16 protein-coding genes are annotated in these 22,395 nt (G+C 41.2%); 9 read left to right on the top strand and 7 right to left on the bottom strand.

Annotation, left to right across the window (positions count from 1 at the left end):
* Positions 1–191: 191 nt before the first annotated feature.
* Positions 192–3,062 (top strand): isopeptide-forming domain-containing fimbrial protein, encoded by a 2,871-nt coding sequence (locus RMY32_RS26380; RefSeq protein ID WP_322709411.1) that lies wholly within the window; start codon positions 192–194, stop codon positions 3,060–3,062.
* A gap of 161 nt (positions 3,063–3,223) precedes the next feature.
* The gene (locus RMY32_RS26375) at positions 3,224–4,213 is read left to right on the top strand and encodes a DUF1350 family protein (protein ID WP_322709410.1); all 990 of its coding nucleotides are present in this window, start codon (positions 3,224–3,226) and stop codon (positions 4,211–4,213) included.
* 149 nt (positions 4,214–4,362) lie between these two features.
* Here the strand turns inward: RMY32_RS26375 and argC are convergent, their stop codons facing one another.
* The 3 genes from argC to glpK all read right to left on the bottom strand — a co-directional run bounded on the left by argC (position 4,363) and on the right by glpK (position 7,756).
* The gene (argC, locus tag RMY32_RS26370; protein WP_322709409.1) at positions 4,363–5,337 is read right to left on the bottom strand and encodes an N-acetyl-gamma-glutamyl-phosphate reductase; all 975 of its coding nucleotides are present in this window, start codon (positions 5,335–5,337) and stop codon (positions 4,363–4,365) included.
* 197 nt (positions 5,338–5,534) lie between these two features.
* Positions 5,535–6,137: a hypothetical protein gene (locus tag RMY32_RS26365; protein WP_322709408.1), complete on the bottom strand. Its 603-nt coding sequence runs from the start codon at positions 6,135–6,137 to the stop codon at positions 5,535–5,537.
* 104 nt (positions 6,138–6,241) lie between these two features.
* Positions 6,242–7,756 (bottom strand): glycerol kinase GlpK, encoded by a 1,515-nt coding sequence (gene glpK / locus RMY32_RS26360; RefSeq protein ID WP_322709476.1) that lies wholly within the window; start codon positions 7,754–7,756, stop codon positions 6,242–6,244.
* Positions 7,757–8,524: 768 nt separating this feature from the next.
* Here glpK and RMY32_RS26355 point away from each other — a divergent pair.
* A complete protein-coding gene (locus RMY32_RS26355) occupies positions 8,525–9,214 on the top strand; it encodes a type II CAAX endopeptidase family protein (RefSeq protein WP_322709407.1) in 690 nt (229 codons plus the stop codon).
* A gap of 42 nt (positions 9,215–9,256) precedes the next feature.
* Here RMY32_RS26355 and RMY32_RS26350 read toward each other — a convergent pair whose 3' ends face one another.
* The gene (locus RMY32_RS26350; protein WP_322709406.1) at positions 9,257–10,426 is read right to left on the bottom strand and encodes a PAS domain S-box protein; all 1,170 of its coding nucleotides are present in this window, start codon (positions 10,424–10,426) and stop codon (positions 9,257–9,259) included.
* A gap of 1,219 nt (positions 10,427–11,645) precedes the next feature.
* Here RMY32_RS26350 and RMY32_RS26345 point away from each other — a divergent pair.
* The 3 genes from RMY32_RS26345 (at position 11,646) to RMY32_RS26335 (ending at position 14,649) form a co-directional block, all read left to right on the top strand.
* Positions 11,646–11,945: a hypothetical protein gene (locus RMY32_RS26345; protein WP_322709405.1), complete on the top strand. Its 300-nt coding sequence runs from the start codon at positions 11,646–11,648 to the stop codon at positions 11,943–11,945.
* Positions 11,946–12,267: 322 nt separating this feature from the next.
* On the top strand, positions 12,268–13,146 hold the full coding sequence (locus RMY32_RS26340; protein WP_322709404.1) for a peptidoglycan recognition family protein: 879 nt from the start codon (positions 12,268–12,270) through the stop codon (positions 13,144–13,146).
* 198 nt (positions 13,147–13,344) lie between these two features.
* Positions 13,345–14,649 carry an FAD-dependent hydroxylase gene (locus RMY32_RS26335; RefSeq protein WP_322709403.1) on the top strand — a complete coding sequence of 435 codons (1,305 nt, stop codon included), beginning with the start codon at positions 13,345–13,347 and terminating at the stop codon, positions 14,647–14,649.
* 123 nt (positions 14,650–14,772) lie between these two features.
* Here the strand turns inward: RMY32_RS26335 and RMY32_RS26330 are convergent, their stop codons facing one another.
* Entirely contained in the window at positions 14,773–16,299 is a 1,527-nt protein-coding gene (locus tag RMY32_RS26330; protein ID WP_322709474.1) for a site-2 protease family protein, read from the bottom strand.
* A 420-nt stretch (positions 16,300–16,719) separates the two neighbouring features.
* Between RMY32_RS26330 and RMY32_RS26325 the strand changes: the two genes are divergently transcribed.
* Positions 16,720–17,451 (top strand): MBL fold metallo-hydrolase, encoded by a 732-nt coding sequence (locus RMY32_RS26325; RefSeq protein WP_322709402.1) that lies wholly within the window; start codon positions 16,720–16,722, stop codon positions 17,449–17,451.
* A gap of 63 nt (positions 17,452–17,514) precedes the next feature.
* Here RMY32_RS26325 and dnaG read toward each other — a convergent pair whose 3' ends face one another.
* Complete coding sequence (gene dnaG, locus RMY32_RS26320; protein WP_322709401.1) at positions 17,515–19,470, bottom strand: DNA primase; 1,956 nt, start codon at positions 19,468–19,470, stop codon at positions 17,515–17,517.
* A 250-nt stretch (positions 19,471–19,720) separates the two neighbouring features.
* On the opposite strand from dnaG, the gene RMY32_RS26315 reads away from it, so the two are divergent.
* Positions 19,721–21,073: an N-acetylmuramoyl-L-alanine amidase gene (locus tag RMY32_RS26315; protein WP_322709400.1), complete on the top strand. Its 1,353-nt coding sequence runs from the start codon at positions 19,721–19,723 to the stop codon at positions 21,071–21,073.
* Positions 21,074–21,093: 20 nt separating this feature from the next.
* Here RMY32_RS26315 and RMY32_RS26310 read toward each other — a convergent pair whose 3' ends face one another.
* Complete coding sequence (locus RMY32_RS26310) at positions 21,094–21,246, bottom strand: hypothetical protein (RefSeq protein ID WP_322709399.1); 153 nt, start codon at positions 21,244–21,246, stop codon at positions 21,094–21,096.
* 440 nt (positions 21,247–21,686) lie between these two features.
* On the opposite strand from RMY32_RS26310, the gene RMY32_RS26305 reads away from it, so the two are divergent.
* Positions 21,687–22,388, top strand: a complete 702-nt coding sequence (locus tag RMY32_RS26305; protein WP_322709398.1) for an alcohol dehydrogenase catalytic domain-containing protein — start codon at positions 21,687–21,689, stop codon at positions 22,386–22,388.
* The last annotated feature ends 7 nt before the right edge of the window (positions 22,389–22,395 follow it).

Here is a 22,395-nt window from a genome sequence, read left to right as displayed (position 1 = left end):
ATTTGATGTAAAGACGTTGAATGAACCTCTGTTACGAATTTAACCCTTTCTTGTGGGAATACTATTGTCGTAACGATTTTTATCCGTTTTGAATTTAGTGCAAAAACGTTTCGATTTTCATGCTGGTATTTGTATATTTATAAACTCAATATCATTATTTACATATTATGTATTTTTCTTGGAACTAAATAATGAAATCTTTATTTAAGAAATTAAGAGCGATCGCCACAATAAATATTGATGAAAATGATAAATTTTCTCTGATTGTGGACAATCCAGTAAAAAAAAATATGGAAAAGCGATTAACAATTAACCGTCAAAAACTATGGCTCAGTAGCCTGGGCTTTTTTTTATATATTTTAGGGAATAGTATTCAACCTAGCTGGGCTGAAGGCAGCAAAGAGTTAGTTTCTGATGGCGGATACAGACCTTACCTGGAATGGTCAGATTTACTACTGGCAGGTATTGTTCGGAAAACCATACTCAAAGTTTATGTTCAGCAAGGAGAAACAGTTAATCTTGGCTCTAGTGTGACTGCTAGTTTCTCGAATCCACAAGATATTGTTTACCGCAGTCCCTTTGGTACTCAAAATGGCTCTTGTGATGTTCTAGCGAGTGGTTTTGGTTTTATTGACACCGTTGCCAAAGAAACAGCCGGCCCTTTACCTAATGCTGGTGGCTATACCCCTTGTACTTTCGTCGCGACAGAAACAGGTATTTACGAAGTTGAGTTTCATTCTCCGAATACGGCTGGTGCAGGCAATCCGCCGCCAACAGCTGCAACGGCGGCATTTCCTACAGGTAACACTCAACTTTCAGGGGTAGCTGCTTGGGATATCACAATTCGAGATAGTAACGGCGTTGCCAAAAAAGGGCGAGTATTTACTAACTATATTGCTATGAATATGGGGGCAAATGCCAGTAGTGGTACTCCCGTAGCACTCAGCTCCAAGCTTTATATTCAAACCAAAGATGGGTATCGTTACGAAACTGACATGAATGGAGTCGATCCTTTTGGCTTCATCTTTTTTGCTAATAACCGGGGATATATTGACACAACAAATAGCAGCACTCTTTACCATTCTGCTGGCGGTGCTAGTAATAATAGTTTGATCTTTCCCGGCAATGTGCAAGTTCAAAATCCAAATGTTTCTGATACTACAACAGACATTACCCACCTAGTTTTCTTCAATCGACCCGACACGGCAACTCTCAATTCTTTGAGTATTCCTATTGCAGCAACGATCCCGACAGTACCGACTTCATTCAAATTCACTGGGGGTAATGGAGGTAGTGGGAACCAAACTTCTGTGGGTGTGGGAGGCAATTTTAGTTTCAATGCTGCCTCAACTGGTAGCTATCAAATAATTATTGATACCAACAATGATGGCATTTTTGATCCTAGTAGCGATAGAGTAATACAAAATGTGCTGTCTGTCGGATCAAATGTGGTATTTTGGGATGGGAAGAATGCAAGTGGGGTAAATCTCCAACCTCTACCAGGAAATGCAGCATACAATGCCATAATCACAACACGATCGGGTGAATATCACTTTCCCATGTTGGATGCTGAAAATAATCCGCTGGGGTTTAAAATCACGATGGAAAACCCTCCCGCTGCTTTTCCTAACCTTGTAGATCAAAATGGCCAGCAGATTGGAGCGACTACCATTTATTACAATGATAACAATTATACTACCGCTAACGGCACGGCGATTAACTTAAATGGTACGGGAGCTACTAGCCCGCGTAATGCTGCTAGAGGGATCAATAGTGCGACGGGAGAGCATGAATTTAGTAGTAATTATGGTGACTTTAAGGGAATCGATACTTGGACATATTTCCCCAGTCAAGCAATCCTTACTCCCTTAGTAATTACTACTAGCACTCAAGCAAATATCATCGGAACTAAATCTGTTCGCTTCCTGGCAGACAATGATAGTAGTGGAACTGTGACTGTAGGCGATCGCATCGAATATACCATTACTTATTCCAACCTAAATCCAGGTAATAGCAATGCAATTAACTTTGTCATTAACGACTTATTACCCTCACAATTAACCTTTGTGAGTGCAGCAATTACTGCTGCAACTTCAGGGAATAATATTGCACTCAATCCCAGTTACAACGGTACTAGTGTTGTTGCTGTGACAAATTCTGGGATTCTCCGTATAGGTGATACGATTACCATTAAAATCACTGCCACAATTAACAATGCCAATGGCGGTAATCCAATTAGTAACCAAGCAAATGCTACTTTTAACACACCTGATAATCCTACAGGAACTGTTGGTACAGTGTTCACAGATGCAGACTCTGCTGGCGCTACTAATAATCCACCGACTCTTGGTAATTCGTTCTTACAAATTACTGATAATGGTGTAAATATCGGTAATAACCCTGCTAGTACGGCAGATGATGACCCCACTTTATTTACAGTAGTAAATACTGTTAGTTCTAATCCTAAATTGCTGTTAATTAAACGCATTACTCGTCTCAACAACCAAGATTTAACTGATATTGTTGATGGTCGCAGTGACGTTGCTACTAATGCCAGTAACTATGTACCAGAACCTTATGCGACTGATGATAGCGATCCTAAATGGCCCGTTGGTTACTTGCGAGGATTGATTAATGCTGGCACTGTCAAACCGGGAGATGAATTGGAATACACTATCTATTTTCTTTCCAATGGTATTGGTAATGCAACTAATGTAAAATTCTGTGACTTAGTTCCGACTAATGTTAGTTTGATTCCTACTGCTTTTAATGGCATGACTCCTAATGATGGTGGCTTGTCAACAGCAGATCGAGGTATTGCCTTAGCTGTTGGTTCTACTACACCAACGGTTTATTTGAGTAATGTAGCAGATAGCGATCGCGGACGTTTTTATACAGCTAACGAATCAGCCACACCATCATACTGCGGTACTAACACTAATGGAGCAGTAGTGGTCAATATTACTACAGTCCCAAGTTTACCCAATCTACCCGCAGCCACTGGATCTGGTACACCAGCTAATTCTTATGGTTTTGTTCGCTTCCGTGCCAAGGTGAAATAGTTTTAACCATCGATAACTAGTGTAATTAAGGACATTAGGAGAGTTCCGGCTGTACGGTAAGAGGCGATCGCAGTTTTGTAAAAATATCTTTTGAATAATCCGAAAAGCAGTAACTTCAGTTTGGAGATTCAGCATATACCTACAAATAAGTCATAGGAAATATGAATCTAAAACTGAGATTTAAACCAGTTTCTCACAGTTGGGTTGCTCTACATCCAAAGCCTAAAGGGGTAATTCAATTTATTGCTGGGGCTTTCTTTGGTACATTTGGCCCTATGCTTTTTTATCGTTATCTGCTTCAATCTCTATTTGAGCAGGGATATACAATTATTCTTTTGCCATTTAATTTTACTTTTAATCATTATCTAGAAGCTGGTTTTCTCATGAGAGAACAGTATGAAATTTTGCCAGAGCTTGTGAAAATGGCAAGTGTTGCAGGATATGATTATGAAGCCTATCTAGATGATAAAAACTTTTCTTGGATTGGACATAGCCTTGGCTGTAAATATATCTCGCTGTTAGAAGGATTTACTGCTCTACCTCCAGAACCTCAAAATAGAGAACAGTTTATTCGGAACCTGTTATCTAATACTTCCGATGAGTCAGAGATAGAAAGTGTGATTGCAGACATTAACATTCTCTTTGATGAACTAACGCGAAAAAGGGATGAAGTTGAAAAATTAATTTGTACTTATGTAGGTCGGAAAATCAAAATTAATAGTGTTTTCATTAAAGGACAGGTTTCTATCCTCTTAGCACCTGCCATTGCTGACACAGGAAGCGCAATTCGTCCTCAATTTTTAGCGGATATCATCGATAATCTTGGTTGGGGTGTGAAACCAACTGTTGAAGAAACTCATTATTTAATCAAGGATAGTGGGCTATTTAATATTATGGGTTTAGTCTGTTTTAAATCAGACAATATTGCTAAATCAACCTGTGAATGGTTTACTAATATTCTGCAAAAGCCACCGCAAGATTTTCGGAAAACTTTAGCAGGTGGACATTTAAGACCTTTAGGTATTCAGCTAGCTAAGTATGTCGTTAATCTTTTTGATAAACCGTCAATTGAATCAGTTCAAGAGCGAAACAAAGCATTTGAGCATAATGTAATTCAATTGCTTGAAGAACTGAAAGAAAAATCAAGATAATGGGGATTGGGCATGGGGCATGGGGCATTGGGCATTGGGCATTGGGCATTGGGAAAGACGAGGCAGGAGGCAGAAGTTCTACAATGTTTGAATTTTGAATTTTGAATTTTGAATTGATTTCTCCCCTGCTCCCCACCCTTAACCCTTTTTCATGACAATCCCAACTCTTCTGGAAAACCGAGCATGATGTTTAGGTTTTGAACTGCGGCTCCTGATGCGCCTTTACCCAGATTGTCAAGACGAGCAACTAGCAAGACTTCTTTAGTGATGTCATTGGCGAATACAAAAACCTGAACAATATTGGTATTATTCAGTGCAATCGCATCCAGAAATGTTCCGTCTCTGAGCAGTGTAGAATCTTGGAATGCAGCAACTTGCACGAACTTTTCACTTTGGTAGTAGTCAGCGATCGCTTCATAGATAACTTTACCTGATGGTGGATTATCCAAAGTTCCCATTGGTAAAGGTACTTGTACTAACATCCCCTGCTCAAAATCTCCCACTGCGGGTACAAACAGTGGCGGTGATGCTAATCCTGAATACTGATGCATTTCTTTGACGTGCTTATGCCCAAACTGCAAACCATAGATGCCATAAGGGTAGAGTGATTCTGCTCCGGCTTGCTGCTCGTGGAAGCTATGATACTGTTTAATCAGATTCTTTCCGCCACCAGAGTAACCTGACACTGCATTAACGGTGATGGGAAAGTTACTGTTCAGGAGTCCTTTGGCAATCAACGGACGGATACAAGCTAAAAATCCTGTGGGATAACAGCCCGGATTACTGACAAACTGGGCGCTGGCAATTTTCTCTCGTTGTCCGGGATTTAGTTCAGGAAAGCCATATACCCAGTCTTTAGCTGTGCGATGGGCAGTACTAGCATCAAGGATCTTAACTGTATTACTACTGACTAAGCTAACAGCTTCACGGGCTGCATCATCAGGTAAGCAGAGAATGACAACATCAACGGCATTGATTAGTTTGGTTCGCTCAGTTGCATCCTTACGTTTAGATACTTCAATGCTAACTAACTCGATGTCATCGCGTTGGTTGAGGCGTGAGTAAATTTGTAAGCCTGTGGTTCCCGATTCTCCATCAATGAAAATCTTCGGTTTAGTAGTCATGCGTTTTTTATCTGTGAGTGATATTTTGACTGATTAATACTTACTTGACTTCTGTTAAATAGATATTTCCAGAAATTAAATATCTGTTATCCAGAATCTTTGTAGAGATTTAGCACTGCTAGGTTTCAATTTTTTCAGTAGATGTCTAATGAATTATAAAAGTAAGAGTTATTTTAACAATCAATTTTTGAATAAAATTAGCCTGCTTTCACCATCCACACCAAAAAGCTCAGAATTGGTTCGATAGGAGGAAGAGAATAATCCATTAAATCAATTGTGACTGTTTGTCCCTCTAGTTTCAGAAATCGCCATTGGGTTCCACTGCTTACAGTACCGTAAACTGCTGTTAAGGCTTGTTCTCTGGCTTGATTGAATCGCTGTGCAGCTACCATTTCTGCAATGCATTGTCCCAACCCAGATTTTAAATCTGATTTTTTTGCTTCAACAATGACAATTGCAGGTGCTTCTACCGTTAATTGTTCGGGCGAACGGCAAAGTAAGAAGTCACATACACCGTTGAGTCCAATACTCGGATCGACGTTAAACTCTTCCCCTGAAAATACGCTAATTGTGGAATTGAAGATGCGTCGCACTTCCAGTAAGATAGGATTAATTATCGCCTCTGAACGAGCTTTTTCTGTATCTACTGCGATCGCCCACGGTAGATCCTCTAAAATACCTTGCAGTCTAAAGCTTGGAGTAATGGGTTCAATCGAGTCTGGGAAAAAGCGAACTCCTTCCACTGTGTTTAGATGAAAATCTTGTTTTACTCGGTCAATGGTGAATTGACTGTAGGGCATGATAAATCAATACTCCATCAATTTGCTTGATTGTAATAGTATTTGTTGCTTCGCCTTCTCCCTTTTACGATCTTAATTTTCGCTTTAACTCGTTTTTGGCTCGGCTACTCCTCCCAAGCTAGAGTACGTTTCACTGCTTTTTGCCAAGTACCAAAGTTGGATAAGGGAAAATTGTTCTTCGGCTCAAACACCCGCTCAATTTGCCGTTGTTCCACCAGTGCTTCATAGCTCTCCCAAAATCCTACAGCTAAACCTGCCGCAAATGCTGCACCCTGAACAGTGGTATCGCGCATTATTGGACGTTCAACTGGAATACCTAGCACATCAGCCTGGAACTGCATCAGAAAATTGTTCTCGCAAGCACCACCATCTACAGTTAATCGCCCAACTGGAGTACTGCTAGATGCGTTAATTGCTTGCACCACCTCCAGAACTTGATAAGCGATCGCTTCCAACACGGCGCGAACTAGATGCTCTGGTTGTACACTGGCGGTAATGCCGAAAAAAGCTCCCCTGGCGCTCATATCCCAATAAGGTGCGCCCAGTCCACTAAATGCTGGCACAAAATAGACTCCGCCATTATCTTTTACCTGATTGGCCATTGCTTCAGTTTCAGCAGCAGTTTTAATCAGCTTCAGGCGATCGCGCAACCATTGAATACAAGCACCACTGGTAAACATACTGCCTTCTAAGGCATAGCCAACATTTAAAGTATCGCTGGTATTTGCTTGTGTCCAAGCCACTGTCGAAATGAGTTGATGGTGCGATCGCACAATTTGAGCGTCTGTGTGAGCTACTAAAAAGCTACCAGTACCATAAGTGCATTTTACCAAACCGGGGCGATCGCAGCCATGACCAAATAGAGCCGCTTGCTGATCTCCCAAAATGGCCGCGATCGGAATTTTCGCACCCAACAAAGTCGCATCGGTAACTCCAAATACTCCCAAACTCGGCTGAATCTGGGGCAAAATATGAGCCGGAATCTGAAACAGATCCAGTAAAATCTCATCCCACGTACAGGTTTTGAGATTCATCAACATTGTACGACTGGCGTTGCTGTGGTCAGTAGCATGGACTTTTCCACCTGTGAGATTCCACAACACCCAGCTATCAATAGTACCTGCTAAGACATTGTTTATATCGATATCAGTACAATTATCTAATAGCCATCTGAGCTTGGTAGCAGAAAAGTAAGCATCAATGATTAATCCGGTGCGCTCGTAAATTTCATCAGCGTAGCCTTGCTCTTGTAACTGGTGGCAAAGGGGAGCAGTGCGGCGATCTTGCCAGACGATCGCTTTATGGAGTGGTTTACCAGTAGTTTTGTCCCAAATCAAACAGGTTTCGCGCTGTACAGTTAGTCCCAAAGCTGCGATCGCTGATGGTACAATCTGGGCATTTGCAATTGCGGTTTGCATTACCCAACAGGTATCCTGCCAGATTTGTTGAGGGTCATGTTCTAACCATCCTGGCTGAGGATAATACTGAGTTAATTCTTTATATGCCTGTCCAACAAGCTTGCCGTCTGCGTTAAATACAAAGGCGCGGTTGCCTGTTGTACCTAAATCCAGTGCTAAGATGTAGCCCAATGATAGAGTTTTTTTGCCAAGTGTGTGCATAGCCGCTTTTAATGTTGCGTAGGCGTAGCCCAACCTAGACATCGCGATTTTAGCAATACGCCTTCAATCACATATACATTATTTTTGGTACATTTTGAATTTCCTGTTTGAATAGCGTTACACCAATTTGAAAAAAATGCGACAGATACATACGGATATACCTTTGTTATGTCTGGCTTTCTTAATTTTGAATACTTCGACTACGCTCAATACAAGTTTTGAATTTTGAATTTTGAATTGATATTACGTCTCTGTAAGTTTAAAAACGCTACAATTTTACGCAAAGTTGTATTTAGTACAATGGGTAATGATGTCCGCCTCAAATCCCAAACCTTGACAGTATTGCAAGACCCTGTGCATTGGAATTATGTGTAAGTAAGTATATCGGTACAGTAATAATTATCAAAATGCTGCGTTCAAAGGAATATTACACACAAATTTATAGAAGTTTTAGGGTTAAATTTATGTGGCAATATACAAAGTGTCACTTTATTCAAATTTGATGATGATACTCATGTTTTATAGTTTGCATATAAAAATTAATTATAGTAACTCAATCCGGTTCACAAAGATGTGAAAAATCATCATCAAGACACAAATCGCCGTTTATCCAATTGTAGAGACGGCGATTCATCGCGTCTCTTGCCTTAACCAACAGTATTAATAGTCAACCTGATTAATATAGATTTTATTACAAGTAATCATCCTAACTTGATATAAAAACTATGGATTTCAAAATAGATGTGGTCTAAAAGTTAAAACCATCCCATGTTAAAAGCTAATCAAAATCAAAATGCACTACTAGCTCTGTTGTTACTTGTGCCAGTTCCGAGCATTGGTATTGCAACTCAGCTATATATACTCCCTGGCTTCCAAGGACATTTAGTAGCTTTATTAGCTAAAATCTGGTTATTGCTAGTACCCATTATTTGGTTGTTATTTGTTGATAAAGACAATTTCAAATTTGAATATCCTAAAAAACGCGATTTATTCGCTGGAGTCGGATTAGGGCTATTAATGTTAGGCATCATTTTGATTGTTTATTGGCTGCTGGGCGCAAAATGGATAGATGTTGAATATGTTCGCGATCGAGCAACACAAGTTAGATTGAACAGTTTTGTAATTTACTTAGTAGGTGCAGTATATTGGATATTTGTTAACTCTTTACTTGAGGAATTTGTCTGGCGTTGGTTTGTTTATCGTGAATGTGAAATTTTGGTATCAAGTCCTTTAGCTGTAGTACTGTCTGCACTATTTTTTACGATTCATCATGTTGTTGGTTTAGCAGCTTACTTTGACTGGCGTGCGACAACATTATGCTCATTGGGAGTGTTTCTAGCAGGGGCGGTTTGGTCATGGTGCTACTTAAATTATTGCTCGATTTGGCCTGGATACATCAGCCATATTTTTGCAGATATAGCAATTTTCCTGATTGGCTGGCAACTGATCTTTACTTAAGAAAAATAGACCTGCCTTGAAAATAAGGCAGGTCTAATGTAATCAATCAACATCTCTCAAGATAATATGTTTTTTTAAGTCGAAACTGATTATACCTTCTTCTTGCAATTTCCCCATCAATCGTGTAATTGTGACTCTAGTGGTACAGCAGGCGCTAGCAATATCTTCGTGAGTAAAGCGAACATTTAGGCGAGTTCCCTCTGGTACAGTTTCACCCATTTCTCGTTTCAAAAATTGTAATAGATGCTGTAGGCGATCTTGTACTCGCCGTCTACCAGAAATTGCTAAAAAAGATTCTGTTTGCTGTAACCGCTGCTTAATTTTTGGTAGAAGTGTATGGCTCAGTGTTGTGGAAGCTGATACTTCTGTTGCATAAATTGACACTAAGCTAACATCAGCAAGCGCTGTTGCTTGGTAAATATTTAAAGATGTCAAACTAGAACCAAAAACCATTCCTGCTGTTGCCAATCCGATTAGCACTTCTTCACCCGTTTCACAGTAGGTACTGAGTTTCACCAATCCCTGAGAAACATACCAAATTACTAATGGATTGAGGGGAATAGTTTCGCCTTTATCATATTTATGTATGGGGCGATTGTTGAAAATGTCATTCTTGTCTTTAACTTTTGCTGATTCTAATTGCAGACGCTGGGTTATATTACGCACCATCCAGCGCAGAGAAATTGCCTTACCCTGCTGATTGCGGACAACTGTTACTGTCAAAGCTGCATAAAATAACTCGCCATAACGTTGTTGCAAACGTACCAATAACTCTTTAACTTTGTCTGATTGCGATAGTTGTGTTAGTTCGTTACGAACTTGCTGACGTTCTTCTAGAAGGACAAAGTTAACTATTGGTTTGCCCAGTAAAAAATGCTTGGAAACATTCAATAACTTAGCTACAGTGAGGTTAGCTTCTTGGATGATTCCTTCTGTATTAGTCACTAAATAGCCGTCTGGCGCTAACTCGAATAAGTCTTGGTAGTAATGGCGCTCTGCTTCTAACCAATTCCGTGTTTTTACTAGTTCCTCGTTTTGCTGATAAAGTTCCTCTGCCGCTACCTGTACTACCTTTGAAGTGTTATGGAGTTCCTTAAAAGCTTCCGGCAACAAATCAGGGGAAATCCAAGGTAATAAACTAGCAGTTTGGTGTAAATCTGCTAAACGCTTGTGCAATATTTCTGTACGTTGGACAAATTTTTCTATGTTCACCTTAAATTCCCGGCTTTGATTGCAGAAGTTAAGTAAAAAAACTACTAAATAAATCTTGAAAAAATTGCAGTATCCTTAACTTTATTGAGTTATAAATTTAACAGGTTATAAATTGCAATTTTCATGTAATTGAAGTAATAAAGTTAGATTTATTTTGGGTTTTGGACAATTTATATCCTATAGTTGCTACAGATGAGCCAGTTTTTAAATGACACATATAGCATTCAACCTAAATCTCAAAGTAAATTGAATCTACAAATTACAAAGCATCCACTGAGATATTTATTTACCAATAATTTTACGGACTTTTGCTAAGTATTACTTTTACCCTTGATGGTAAAATTCTGTAACCTCAACTAAATACGAGTACCAAATCTGCTATCTAAGATTATACTAATTTTTGACTAGCAAAGAGCAGATACTACACTCGGAAAACCCTACATCTCAACCTTAATTTCTGACTATTATTGTTGAATCCGCTTTGTTATTTTTCCAATAAATAATTTAGTGCTAATAATAATTGTTTCCATTTTTACTAAGAGGATGTTTGGAAAGCTATATTTGTTACCCAAAGTATCTAATACCCCCCTTTCCAAGGCAGGGCTGTTTCGTTCCCGAAAAGGCGCTGATTTACAAGCGTTTCAAGTAAAAAAATCAGGCGACTAAAAAATCTGATTGGGTAGGAAAATGACGATTGCACTTAAATTTACTGGTTGAGGTGATAGTTTTTGTTTTTCCACTCAAGCAAATTTCTGACTCATACTCTTGACAAAATCCCTAAGATATAGAATGAAATAGCTCTGCTTTCTAAGAGGATGTCTGAAAAGTATTAAACATTACGCCCGATCCCCCCTAGCCCCCCTTAAAAAGGGGGGAATTTATCTCAAAGTCCCCCTTTTTAAGGGGGATTTAGGGGGATCTACAAGTCTCAAATACAACACTAAAAATTTTTTGACCTCCAAACTGCCATCTTGGTTTAGAAGCCACTTAGTTAACGTGAGTTCGACGGCTTTAAAAACCCCACTTCCATTCCTCTCCCCCACAGGGAGAGAGGCTTTGAAACTCTAATTTTTTCGTTGTCAACTAAAAATATTTCTGCCCCTCTGTGCCTCGGAGAGGTTGGGGAGAGGTTCATCGAACTCACGTTTAGTTAGAGTCTGCGATCGCTATTCAACGCCTGACAATCCTGGCTTTGTCCGTAGCCGTGCGAACCTTACAAATGGTTGAAGGGCGCGAAAATACTCAGCTCTCTGCCGCGCTTACCTTTTGTCAACAGCAACAACAATGCTTATCCCAGATTCAATCTTCTGTGGAAGGAAATTCCCAAAAACTGCAAAATCCTTATTCACAAGGTTGTTTACCTTGGGCTACTTGGATCGTCGCTCGGTTAGGTGGATGGTCTGGATATCTCTCTCAAAAACCTCCGGGAATGCCTACCCTTGTTCGCGGTTTCAGGCAATTTGAATCTCTCTTTTTCGGCTGGAAACTTGCGACTTATGGACTTGTGTATACACGGTAACTTTTGAAAGGGGGTTGGGGGGATCTTCAAAATATGAAAACTTTAACCGAACCGTACTGGAACTACGCCTACGCGATCGTCAAGAGCGCTACACGATGAAGATTTTCACACCCACGAATTTACTACCCACGGCATTGAAATTAAATAGCTTTTTACAGCATCATTGCAGGGATTATCAAGGTATATTTGACTAGAATTAAGGTATGATAGCGATTATTATTTGGATACTATAAGCGGTAGGGGTTTACGGAAGTGCGCCTCTTCAAAGGATACGCCAGTTTAGCTATAAATTAATATCTACGGTTTTACGGGTATAAGAAAAATGAAGTTTACAGACTGGGTGACTAGGGTGCTACTAATCTGGCTGATGTTCGCCACTTTAATTGTAGTGCTGCTAATTGGACGAGCAACAAAATTACACAACAATCCGACAACCTCCCGTGCATCCAATCCACAGGTTACAGCTTTGAGTCAATATCCCCAGGCGCAATTCCAATCAGCAAAAGAGCCAGAGAAGAAATTTCAAAATGTTATCAAGTCCCCAGTCAAGACTAACCAGCCTGTCGCAAGATACATAACCACTCAAGCTTTTGCACAGTACAGACCTAATTATCAAGTTGCTTCGGTCGATCCAAGTAACTATGGTGAACGTTATACCCAAGATGTTAACGGCGTTCCTCTCAACAACCAACCAATTATCGTTATTCATGAAACTGGTTATTCAGCTTCTAGCGCCATCAATTTCTTTCAAGTAGCCCATACTGATGAAGGTGTGCAAGCAAGTTACCACGCCTTAATCAAGTTAGACGGAACGGTGGTTTATCTAGTACCGCCAGACAAGCGGGCTTTTGGTGCAGCTAACTCAGTATTTGATGGTTCGCAGGGAGTGGAAACTGTACAGACTAATCCGACTTTACCCGCATCGGTGAATAATTTTGCTTATCACGTCTCTTTGGAAACACCGCCAGATAGTTATGACAGTAGCAGCCAACAAACCCATAGCGGCTACACGGAAGCTCAATATCATTCTCTTGCTTGGTTAATTGCTCAAAGTCAAGTTCCAGACGATCGCATCACTACGCACCATTTAGTAGACCGTTCTGGTAAAAAAGTTGACCCGATAAATTTTGATGGTCATAAATTTCTCAGCTTACTTAATACTTATCGTCAGGTTAGACCAGTCTATCAAGTCAGCAAATAATTCAGATGAATAAGAGATCCCCCAACCCCCTTAAAAAGGGGGCTTTTTATATTTCCCCCAATTTATCGGGGGGTTAGGGGGGATCGAGTTTTCAGGTTTTTGGGTGCGTAAGTCCTATTTAATTTTGAATTGTTAACTTGCTCAAGAAGGCGCGATCGCGTCAAAATAAGAGTTAAGATGCTGTAATCTAACTTAACAATGACCATAACGCAGCTTGAGCAAATTTCCCCTCAATTAACACCGCCAAATGAGCAAGGATATGAATATGATTTGGTAATTGTCGGCGGTGGGATTATTGGGTTAACTCTAGCCTCTGCTTTAAAAGATTCTGATTTGAGTATTTTGCTGATTGAGGCGAAAGTAGCATCAGTGGCGGTAGCCAAGGGACAAGCTTATGCAGTTCATCAGCTTTCGTCGCTAATTTATCAAGGTATTGGCGTTTGGGACAAAATGCTGCCGCAAATCGCTAAATATTGCCGAGTTCGTCTTTCGGATGCCGATTATCCCGATGTAGTGGAATTTACTACAGATGATATAAATACCGCAGAGTTGGGTTATGTGGCGGAACACCAAGCTTTGTTGCAGCCGTTGCAAGATTTCGTCCAAAATTGCCCCAACGTGACTTATTTGTGTCCGGCGGAAGTGGTAAATACGCAATACCAGCAGAATATAGTCACCATCGAGATTAAAATTGCCGATCGACTAAAGACAGTCAAGAGCAAATTAGTTGTCGCCGCAGATGGATCGCGATCGCCAATTCGCCAAGCGGCTGGAATCAAAACTTCGGGTTGGAAATATTGGCAATCTTGCATTGTGGCATTTGTCAAACCAGAAAAGCCCCACAATAACACCGCTTACGAAAGATTTTGGTCTAGCGGCCCCTTTGCGATATTACCTTTACCGGGGAACCGTTGCCGCATTGTCTGGACAGCGCCCCATGAAGAAGCAAAAGCTTTGTGTGCTTTAAATGACGAGCAATTTTTGGCAGAACTAAGCCGCCGCTATGGCGATCAAATGGGAAAATTGGAATTACTAGGCGATCGCTTTGTTTTTCAAGTGCAACTCATGCAAAGCGATCGTTACGTTCTCCCCCGACTGGCATTAATTGGTGATGCGGCGCACAATTGCCATCCCGTCGGCGGACAAGGTTTAAATTTAGGTATTCGGGATGCAGCAGCTTTGGCACAAGTAATTCAAGCAGCGCACAAAGCGGGTAAAGATATTGGTGACATTCAGATTCTCAAAGACTATGAACGCTGGCGCAAGCTAGAGAATCTGACAATTTTAGGTTTCACCGATTTGTTAGATCGGATGTTTTCTAATAATTTCTTCCCTGTGGTGGTGGTTCGTCGCTTAGGTTTATGGTTCTTGCAGCGAGTACCTGTATTAAAAGTATTTATGCTGAAATTGATGATTGGCTTAAAGGGGCGGACTCCAGAATTAGCATGGAAGAGGACAAGGGGACAAGAGGAAAACCTCATAGATAAATCTATGAACTGCTGAGAGATAACGATCGCGATCGCTGATACAGCCAATTTCAAGGAAAGTGAAGTACACAACGATTCGCCTCAAAGCCAGGTAAAAAGACTGTTTTACTCCTGAATTCTGACTCCTGATTCTGCTTTTTTAAATTTGCAAAAAGTTAGCGATCGCCTGCGGCAATGGCAGAATAATTACAATCAACAAAGCCATTGCCAGTAACCCCCAAACGTCACGTTTGTTATCCAATTCAGTGACATCATTCAGCGCAGGTTCATCAATCAACGGCATAAATAATAAGATAATCGCCCACACCAAAAATTCTTCCCGAACTAAAGAAAGTAATAGCAACAACACGCGAGCAATTTGACCAATTACGATCGCCGTTCGTTGTCCAAACATCGCATGGACAATGTGACCTCCATCTAATTGTCCCACAGGCATTAAATTTAAGGCTGTGACAACTAGTCCTAAAAAACCTGCTACTGCAACTGGATGCAGATCGAGGGCTGATTTTGCCGTTAACTGACTTCCCAAAGCTAACTTCGAGAGTATAGCCAGTAAAATTGAATACTTGGGGTTGAGCGCATCGGGATTTAAAAGTCGGGTTTTTTCAGTCAGGGAAACTATATCAGAATGGGCCAAACCCCATATTAGTAATGGCAAGGTGACAACAAAACCTGCAATTGGCCCAGCGATACTAATATCAAATAAAGCTTTGCGGTTGGGAATAGGACTACGCATCTGAATAAATGCGCCAAAAGTTCCCAAAAAGAAAGGTACGGGAATAAAGTAAGGCAACGTCGAGCGAATCTTGTAAAATTTAGCTGTTAAATAATGCCCAAGTTCGTGAGTGCCCAAAATAGCCATCAGTCCTAAAGCATAAGGCAATCCCTTGAATAGGACATCTGGGTTAGATAGAAGTTTGAACAAAGATCCGATTTGCCAGATAGGCGGCACAGTAACACCAGCATTTTGCAGTCCCACCAAGGTAGTAGTGATCAAAGTAGCTACTAGTAGCATCAGCGCTAATCCTGGCCGAGTTAATCGTTCCTGGTTGCGTCGTGGTGTATCTGTCTGTTTAGCAGCAGCTTGAGTATTGGGAACTAGGACAAAGAAAGGTTTGCCATTGAAGCCTTCTTGAAAGATCAGTAAGAAGCGATCGCCAAATTGTGCTTCAATATTAGTTTTAATCTGCTGGTAAGCGTTGCTAGCTTTAGTTCGCAACTGACCCCGGCAAATCACAGATTGGGGTCGATACTCAATATTTTGAATGTAGTATACAGACCAAGGAAAACAATTTCGTAGTTGGGTTTCTTCCGTTGGTTCAATGGGACGCACTATTGGTTCTGGGGTAGGCTGGATAGTCGGTTGTGATTCTGAGGCTGGGGTTTGGGCTTCGTCGGTCTGTGTATCTCTTGGTACTTGACGCCCCCATTGAAACAACACCCAGTACAATACTGTGCAGAAAAATACCGACCAGAGGATCAGCTCTGGCGGTGGAGGTTGTTTCGCTCCGTAGATTAGCGTCCATCCACTCAACAGAAATGCTGGTGTCATTAAAACCAGCCACAATAACCATACTGGTGTGCGGGTAATGAGAGCAACGCTGCGCTGCACCATTAGATAAGTAGCAAGCCCCAGCAGGAGGATAAACAGAAACCAAAATGCCATGTTCTCTTCAGTAATTTTGACAAAACGCCCCACCAGTAGCTTCAGCACCATAGCATTAACTACAAGGCAGACCTCAAATCTCAATTTTTTTTCACAACGGTTAACAGGAGACTGGGTATTGGGTATTGGGTATTGGGTATTGGGTATTGGGTATTGGGTATTGGGTATTGGGTATTGGGTACTGGGGACTGGGTACTGGGGAAGAAATTCTTTTAAAATTTGGTTGGCGTACCAATCTCCATTCAAATCTTCCCCAGTCCCTAGTTCCCAATACAACTCTTGGAGAGGCTGCGCCAACGGCAACTCTTGGAGACGCACTCGCGTTCGCTTAGTACAAGTCTACCAATTCCCAGTTCAATCTTAAGAATTTCCACACTGTAACCAGATTGTCCACAACTCCTCAGTTTCGGTTCTTTGATTATGTGCCCTTTACCTCAACAGCCAAGTCATACAACTAAGCCACCACGGGCTGTCTTCCCGGACGAAGTTTTCAGCGGAGGTTCTCTGCAATCGGACTTCGCACAAGAGAGCATTTTTGCCTTTCCACCCAATCGGGACACATTAGGGGGAACCTCTTATTTTATTGTAAGAAATGAATGCAATATCCTCATAGATTGCCCTGCATTAGAAAAAACAAATCAAGATTTTTTAGCAGCGCATGGAGGCGTGCGTTGGTTATTTCTCACCCATCGCGGTGCTATTGGCAAGACTGCTGAATTTCAGCAAGCTTTTGGCTGCGAGGTGCTGATTCAAGAGCAAGAAGCATATTTATTACCAGGCTTAACCGTAACTACCTTTAGACAAGAATTTACTCTTGATGCAGCTATGCAAGTAATTTGGACACCAGGGCATTCTCCCGGCTCATCTTGTCTCTACTACAGCGAACTTGGGGGTATATTATTTTCTGGCCGCCATTTACTCCCTAACCAGCACGGTCAAGCAGTACCATTACGGACAGCTAAAACCTTTCACTGGCCAAGGCAAATTCAGAGTCTTCGATTATTGTTAGAACGTTTTACACCAGACACTCTCCAGTATATTTGTCCTGGAGCTAATACAGGATTTCTTAGAGGTAAGCGAGTTATAGATCGAGCTTATCAACACCTCGCCTCTCTGGATTTACCAGGTTTGCTGGGGATGCAACCACTTTAGCAGTAGGGGCAAAAGGCCTTGCACCCCTACTAATCAAGATTTAGGTTGAGCGTGAGTGCAAGCCTACAAAAGCTCGGTGATGGAAAATAAGCGTTGTCGGTCTATTTGTTGAAGCTTGATTTTTTCAGTGTAGAAAGCCTGATAATAATATTCATAGCGCTCTGGTTCCGCTTCTGGATCGGTTTGTTGCCATAGTTCCAAAAAGTGACGATAGCGTTTTTCAAGCATCACTAAATCCATACAAGCGATCGCAGCTTGAACTACTTGCCCAGTCCGCAGTATTTCTTTTTGGTTTTTTTCATCCACATGAAATAAATGGGAAATTAACCCGATCTCGCTGTCAAATTCTAAGAACCGATCTTGGAGGCGGGAAATTAAATTTGGTAGAGACGCAAGGTTTTCCGTCTCTCCATCACCCGATGAAACTTCTAAAATCTGTTGCCATAAAAATCGGTGGTGGGAAAGACTAAATTGCAAATCTCGCTCCTCTAGTTCGTCAACAATCATTTGACGCTGTTCGGGACAATGCAAGTAAATTCGCAATAATAATGCCTCTGCGTGTTCTAAAAGGCTGCGTTCTGTAGGGAGTGAGGAGTTGGGAATGGAGAGTGGGGATTTGCCACCTCCCCATGCTTTCTTCGCTGACACAGGCTTAGAATATGTAGCCGCAGCCGGAGCAATTTGAGTTAACAGATTTTCGACTCTTAGGGGTATAAGTCTGGTATCTCCTAAACTGAGTATTTCTGCACAGTAAGAAACGTAATAGTTGCGTGTATCGCTGTTAGCGATATTTTTAAGTAATTTGACTATTTGCTGAGTTACTTGCTGAAAATCAGTAGCCTGTTTTAAGTCTCGGTCTTGAATAATTTGCTGAATCTGCCAGTCTAGCCAAAGTGGCGCATTTTTTAGCAGTTCTCCATAATCTTCTGGAGTGTGACTATGCAAATATTCATCAGCATCTTTGCCATCGGGTAAATTGAGAATTTTTAGCTGAACTTCGCCTTTGTATGCTAGTTCGGCAATTTCACCAATCGCCCGTTCTGCGGCATTGATTCCAGCTTTATCAGCATCAAAGTTAAGTACTAATTGTTTTGATTCGGTGTAGCGTAATATTAACCGGACTTGTTCTAAGCTTAAAGCTGTACCGAGTGAGGCGACGGCGTTATTAATACCAGCGGCGTGAAGAGCGATCGCATCAAAATATCCCTCCACCACCACGGCTCGATCGAGTTTAGAAATACCATCTTTGGCTCGATCGAGGGCGAATAAGGTTTTACCTTTACTAAAAAGTTCGGTTTCGGGTGAATTCAAATATTTAGGCTGTTCATCAGTTAGAGTTCTTCCACCAAAGGCAATAACGCGCCCTTGGACATCACGGATGGGAATCATCAAGCGATCGCGAAATACATCATAATACCCACCACCTTCCCGGCGTGGCTTAATCAATCCCGCTTTTTCCAGTATTTGCACTGGGTAATGTTTATCATCCACTAAATAACGATAGAGAGTTTCCCATCCTGCAGGAGCATAACCTAAACCAAATTGCTGTATAGTTTCTTCTTTGAGTTGGCGGTTAGATTGCAAATATTGAAGTGCCTTTTGCCCTTGGGATTGTCTCAAGGCGTGTTGATAAAACTGTGCTGAAGAAGCCAGAACTTCATATAACTGCTCGCGCAAAGATAGTTGACGCTGTAATTCTTGGCGTTGTTCGGGTTCGAGAGTTTGTATAGGTACTTGGTAACGCCGTGCTAAATCTAGCACCACATCAGCAAAAGAACGCTTTCCCAACTCCATGACAAACTTAATCGCATTTCCCCCAGCTTGACAGCCGAAGCAATAGTACATTTGCTTGGTCTGGCTGACGGTGAAACTGGGAGATTTCTCATCATGGAAAGGGCACAAACCGACAAAATCCTTTCCTCGTTTGCGTAAAACTACGTATTCCGAGACGACATCTACAATATCAGCCCGTAGTTTAACTTCCTCAATTGTGTCTGGGTGCAAGCGGGGGATTTGCATAATTTATTGGGGATTGGGGATTGGGGATTGGGAATTGGGAATTGGGAATTGGGCATTGGGGATCGAAATGTTTACCCATACCTATTACCCAGCATCTAGTCCCTAGTCCCCAGTCCCTCGCCATTAACTTTGGAGAAATAACAAAGGATAAATGACTTTAGACTTCTGATAGCTATTATATTCTTGTTGCTAGACCAAGAATGATGTATAAAATTGCTTAGACTTAATTTTATCAGAGGAAATACTGAAAATGGGGCGTATTTTTATATCAGCGGCTCATGGAGGCAAAGAAGCGGGAGGAATAGATCTAGGTGCGATCGCAGGTGGTACAAGTGAAGCAAAAGAAATGATTTTGCTGCGGGATTTGATTGTCACGGAACTGAGAGCGCGTAGTTTGGAAATTTTAGCGGTTCCTGATGACTTGAGCGCCGCCCAAACTATCACCTGGATCAATTCCCGCGGCCGCCAGGGTGATGTCGCCCTTGAAATTGCAGCTAATGCGGCTAACAGTCCTTCTGTGCGTGGGGCTAGCGTTTTCTACATTACTAATAATAGCGATCGCAGGAGTAATGCCGAACAGTTGCTGGTGGGGTTATTGCGCCGCGTACCCCAATTACCCAATCGGGGAGTCAAGCCAGATACAGATAGTGGATTGGGTAGTTTAGCATTCTGTCGTCAGACAACGCTGCCAGCTTTGGTGATGCAAGTGGGGTTTCTCAGCAATCCAGAGGATCGGGCTTTGCTGCAAACTCGTCGCCGCGATTTTGCTTTGGGAATTGTCGATGGATTGGTGACTTGGAGTCGTGTAATTGACCCCACTCCCGGAATTCCAGCTGAAGCAAATTATCCACCTATTAATATTAATATTAATGGACAAAGTTACACTGAGCAAGGAATTTTAGTTAATGGGAATGCTTACATCCCCATTGATTTAGTAGACCTTCTCCGAATTGACCTTTCAAAAGCGGCTAATGTCAATCGCATTACCTATCACAAAGTAGTTTATGTCAAAGCAATCGAACTGCGAGATTTTAATGTTGCAGTTAATTGGGATGCGGCGACGCGTACTGTTAGCTTGCGCTCGAATTTGATGGTTTGCCCCGGTCAATTTTCGCGGGTAATGTCGAACGGTAATACTTCCGAAGTCCAGTTACAATTATTTTTGAGAAATAATAATGAAAATGCTATAACAAAGTTTCCTGATATCCCCAAACTTTATCGGGAAGAAGCAGGTATAGAGGGAGTGAACTATGATATTGCCTTTTGCCAAATGTGTGTAGAAACGGGATTTTTACGGTTTGGTGGTGATATTAAACCTGAGCAAAATAACTTTGCAGGCTTAGGTGCGATCGGTGGCGGTTCGGAGGCTGCGTCTTTCCCAAGTGCGAGAATTGGAGTTAGGGCGCACGTTCAACATTTGAAAGCTTACGCTAGTTTAGAACCTTTGGTACAGGAAGTAGTAGATCCCAGATTTCGTTTTGTCACACGCGGGATTGCGCCATTAATCGATCAGCTATCAGGGCGATGGTCAGCAGATTTAGATTATGGTACAAAGATTTCAGCAATGCTTAAACGATTATATGAATCAGCAGGACTTCTTTGAGTCAGGAAAGGTAATATTACTCAGTTTTGCACAGTGCGATCGCCTATGGTGGTCGGAACGCCATCCCAAATACGATCTGCTTTAGCCGGAATGTGGGTTTTGAGTATCTTAACATTGCAATTTTTTTTGCTATTCTGCCTACTAAAAGGCGATCGTACTTTCACAACACTCATACATCCCATTAGGGGAATTATAAAATTTTTATTAAATTCCTTAATTGTCTTAACTGTCCTTGCTTTTCGTTGAATTAATTTTTAATATTTTTTCATTGAGCAAAAGAAGGACATAAATATATCGGTAGAAAAAAGAACTGTCAATAAAGTGACTATTTTGGATGTAAAAAGCAGCATAAACATTGCAGAAAGTTCTGTAGCTCTTCGTAAGGCAGTTATAAACGCCCTTGAAGGTGGGGCTAAAAATGATATTCAAATCATACTTCAATAATTTCTCATAGCACTTGTCATAATCAACACATATATTTCTGTACGTTCGCAAACTACTGTCATAGTATTCTGCTCCAGTGTTTTAACAAGACAATCCGCTTGCAGACATCGCGGGGGGTGAGAAATCCCTTTGTGATAATCATTTATTACAAGTAATTGGAAATTATTTAATGAAAGCATTACTGGCTGAAGCTACATGGACACCAAAGAAACAAAACCTTAACAAAAACTTAGGTGTTGTGGGGAGCCTTGCTTGGAAAGATCCACAATTTAAAATTGTTGATAAAAGCTTTCCTGTTCTTAGGCATGATGAGGTTTTAGTAAGGGTTAAATATTGCGGTGTCTGTGGGTCAGATATTCACGTTTATGAGACAGATAAACAAGGATATATTCTATTTTCTGGCCCTACCAAGTTACCCGTTGTTTTAGGACATGAACTTTCAGGTGAAATCGTTGAAGTTGGTAATGAAGTTAAAGGATTTTGCCAGGGTGATATTATAACTACAGAAAGCATATTATGGTGTGGGCACTGTACAGCTTGCCGCACAGGAATGCCGAATCAGTGTGAAAATGTAGGACTGTTGGGATTAACAGTAGATGGTGGCTTTGCCGAATATATAACTCTCAAAGCCAAATATTGTTGGAAACTTAATCATTTACAGGAAAGATATTCCTTTGAAGAGGTTTGTAAAATAGGTACTTTAATAGAACCTATCGGTTGTGCTTATAACGGTATCTTTATATCGGGAAATGGTTTCTTACCCGGTGCATTTGCCATAGTCTATGGTGTAGGAGCAATTGGACTAGGTGCTGTGATGTTACTTAAAGCAGCTGGCGCAGCAATAGTAATAGCAGTTGATTCTATTGAATAAAGACTCA

Source organism: Nostoc sp. ChiSLP03a (assembly GCF_034531215.2).
In the GTDB taxonomy this organism is placed as follows: Bacteria; Cyanobacteriota; Cyanobacteriia; order Cyanobacteriales; family Nostocaceae; genus Nostoc.
This window is presented reverse-complemented; position numbering and strand designations above follow the sequence as displayed.

What these genes read in the sequence shown, in the direction of transcription:
- RMY32_RS26380 (WP_322709411.1), top strand. Translation starts at nt 192, where the DNA reads ATGAAATCTTTATTTAAGAAATTAAGAGCGATCGCCACAATAAATATT.
- RMY32_RS26375 (WP_322709410.1), top strand. Translation starts at nt 3,224, where the DNA reads ATGAATCTAAAACTGAGATTTAAACCAGTTTCTCACAGTTGGGTTGCT.
- argC (WP_322709409.1), bottom strand. Translation starts at nt 5,337, where the DNA reads ATGACTACTAAACCGAAGATTTTCATTGATGGAGAATCGGGAACCACA.
- RMY32_RS26365 (WP_322709408.1), bottom strand. Translation starts at nt 6,137, where the DNA reads ATGCCCTACAGTCAATTCACCATTGACCGAGTAAAACAAGATTTTCAT.
- glpK (WP_322709476.1), bottom strand. Translation starts at nt 7,756, where the DNA reads ATGCACACACTTGGCAAAAAAACTCTATCATTGGGCTACATCTTAGCA.
- RMY32_RS26355 (WP_322709407.1), top strand. Translation starts at nt 8,525, where the DNA reads ATGTTAAAAGCTAATCAAAATCAAAATGCACTACTAGCTCTGTTGTTA.
- RMY32_RS26345 (WP_322709405.1), top strand. Translation starts at nt 11,646, where the DNA reads ATGGTTGAAGGGCGCGAAAATACTCAGCTCTCTGCCGCGCTTACCTTT.
- RMY32_RS26340 (WP_322709404.1), top strand. Translation starts at nt 12,268, where the DNA reads ATGAAGTTTACAGACTGGGTGACTAGGGTGCTACTAATCTGGCTGATG.
- RMY32_RS26335 (WP_322709403.1), top strand. Translation starts at nt 13,345, where the DNA reads ATGACCATAACGCAGCTTGAGCAAATTTCCCCTCAATTAACACCGCCA.
- RMY32_RS26330 (WP_322709474.1), bottom strand. Translation starts at nt 16,299, where the DNA reads ATGGCATTTTGGTTTCTGTTTATCCTCCTGCTGGGGCTTGCTACTTAT.
- RMY32_RS26325 (WP_322709402.1), top strand. Translation starts at nt 16,720, where the DNA reads ATGTGCCCTTTACCTCAACAGCCAAGTCATACAACTAAGCCACCACGG.
- dnaG (WP_322709401.1), bottom strand. Translation starts at nt 19,470, where the DNA reads ATGCAAATCCCCCGCTTGCACCCAGACACAATTGAGGAAGTTAAACTA.
- RMY32_RS26315 (WP_322709400.1), top strand. Translation starts at nt 19,721, where the DNA reads ATGGGGCGTATTTTTATATCAGCGGCTCATGGAGGCAAAGAAGCGGGA.
- RMY32_RS26310 (WP_322709399.1), bottom strand. Translation starts at nt 21,246, where the DNA reads ATGAGTGTTGTGAAAGTACGATCGCCTTTTAGTAGGCAGAATAGCAAA.
- RMY32_RS26305 (WP_322709398.1), top strand. Translation starts at nt 21,687, where the DNA reads ATGAAAGCATTACTGGCTGAAGCTACATGGACACCAAAGAAACAAAAC.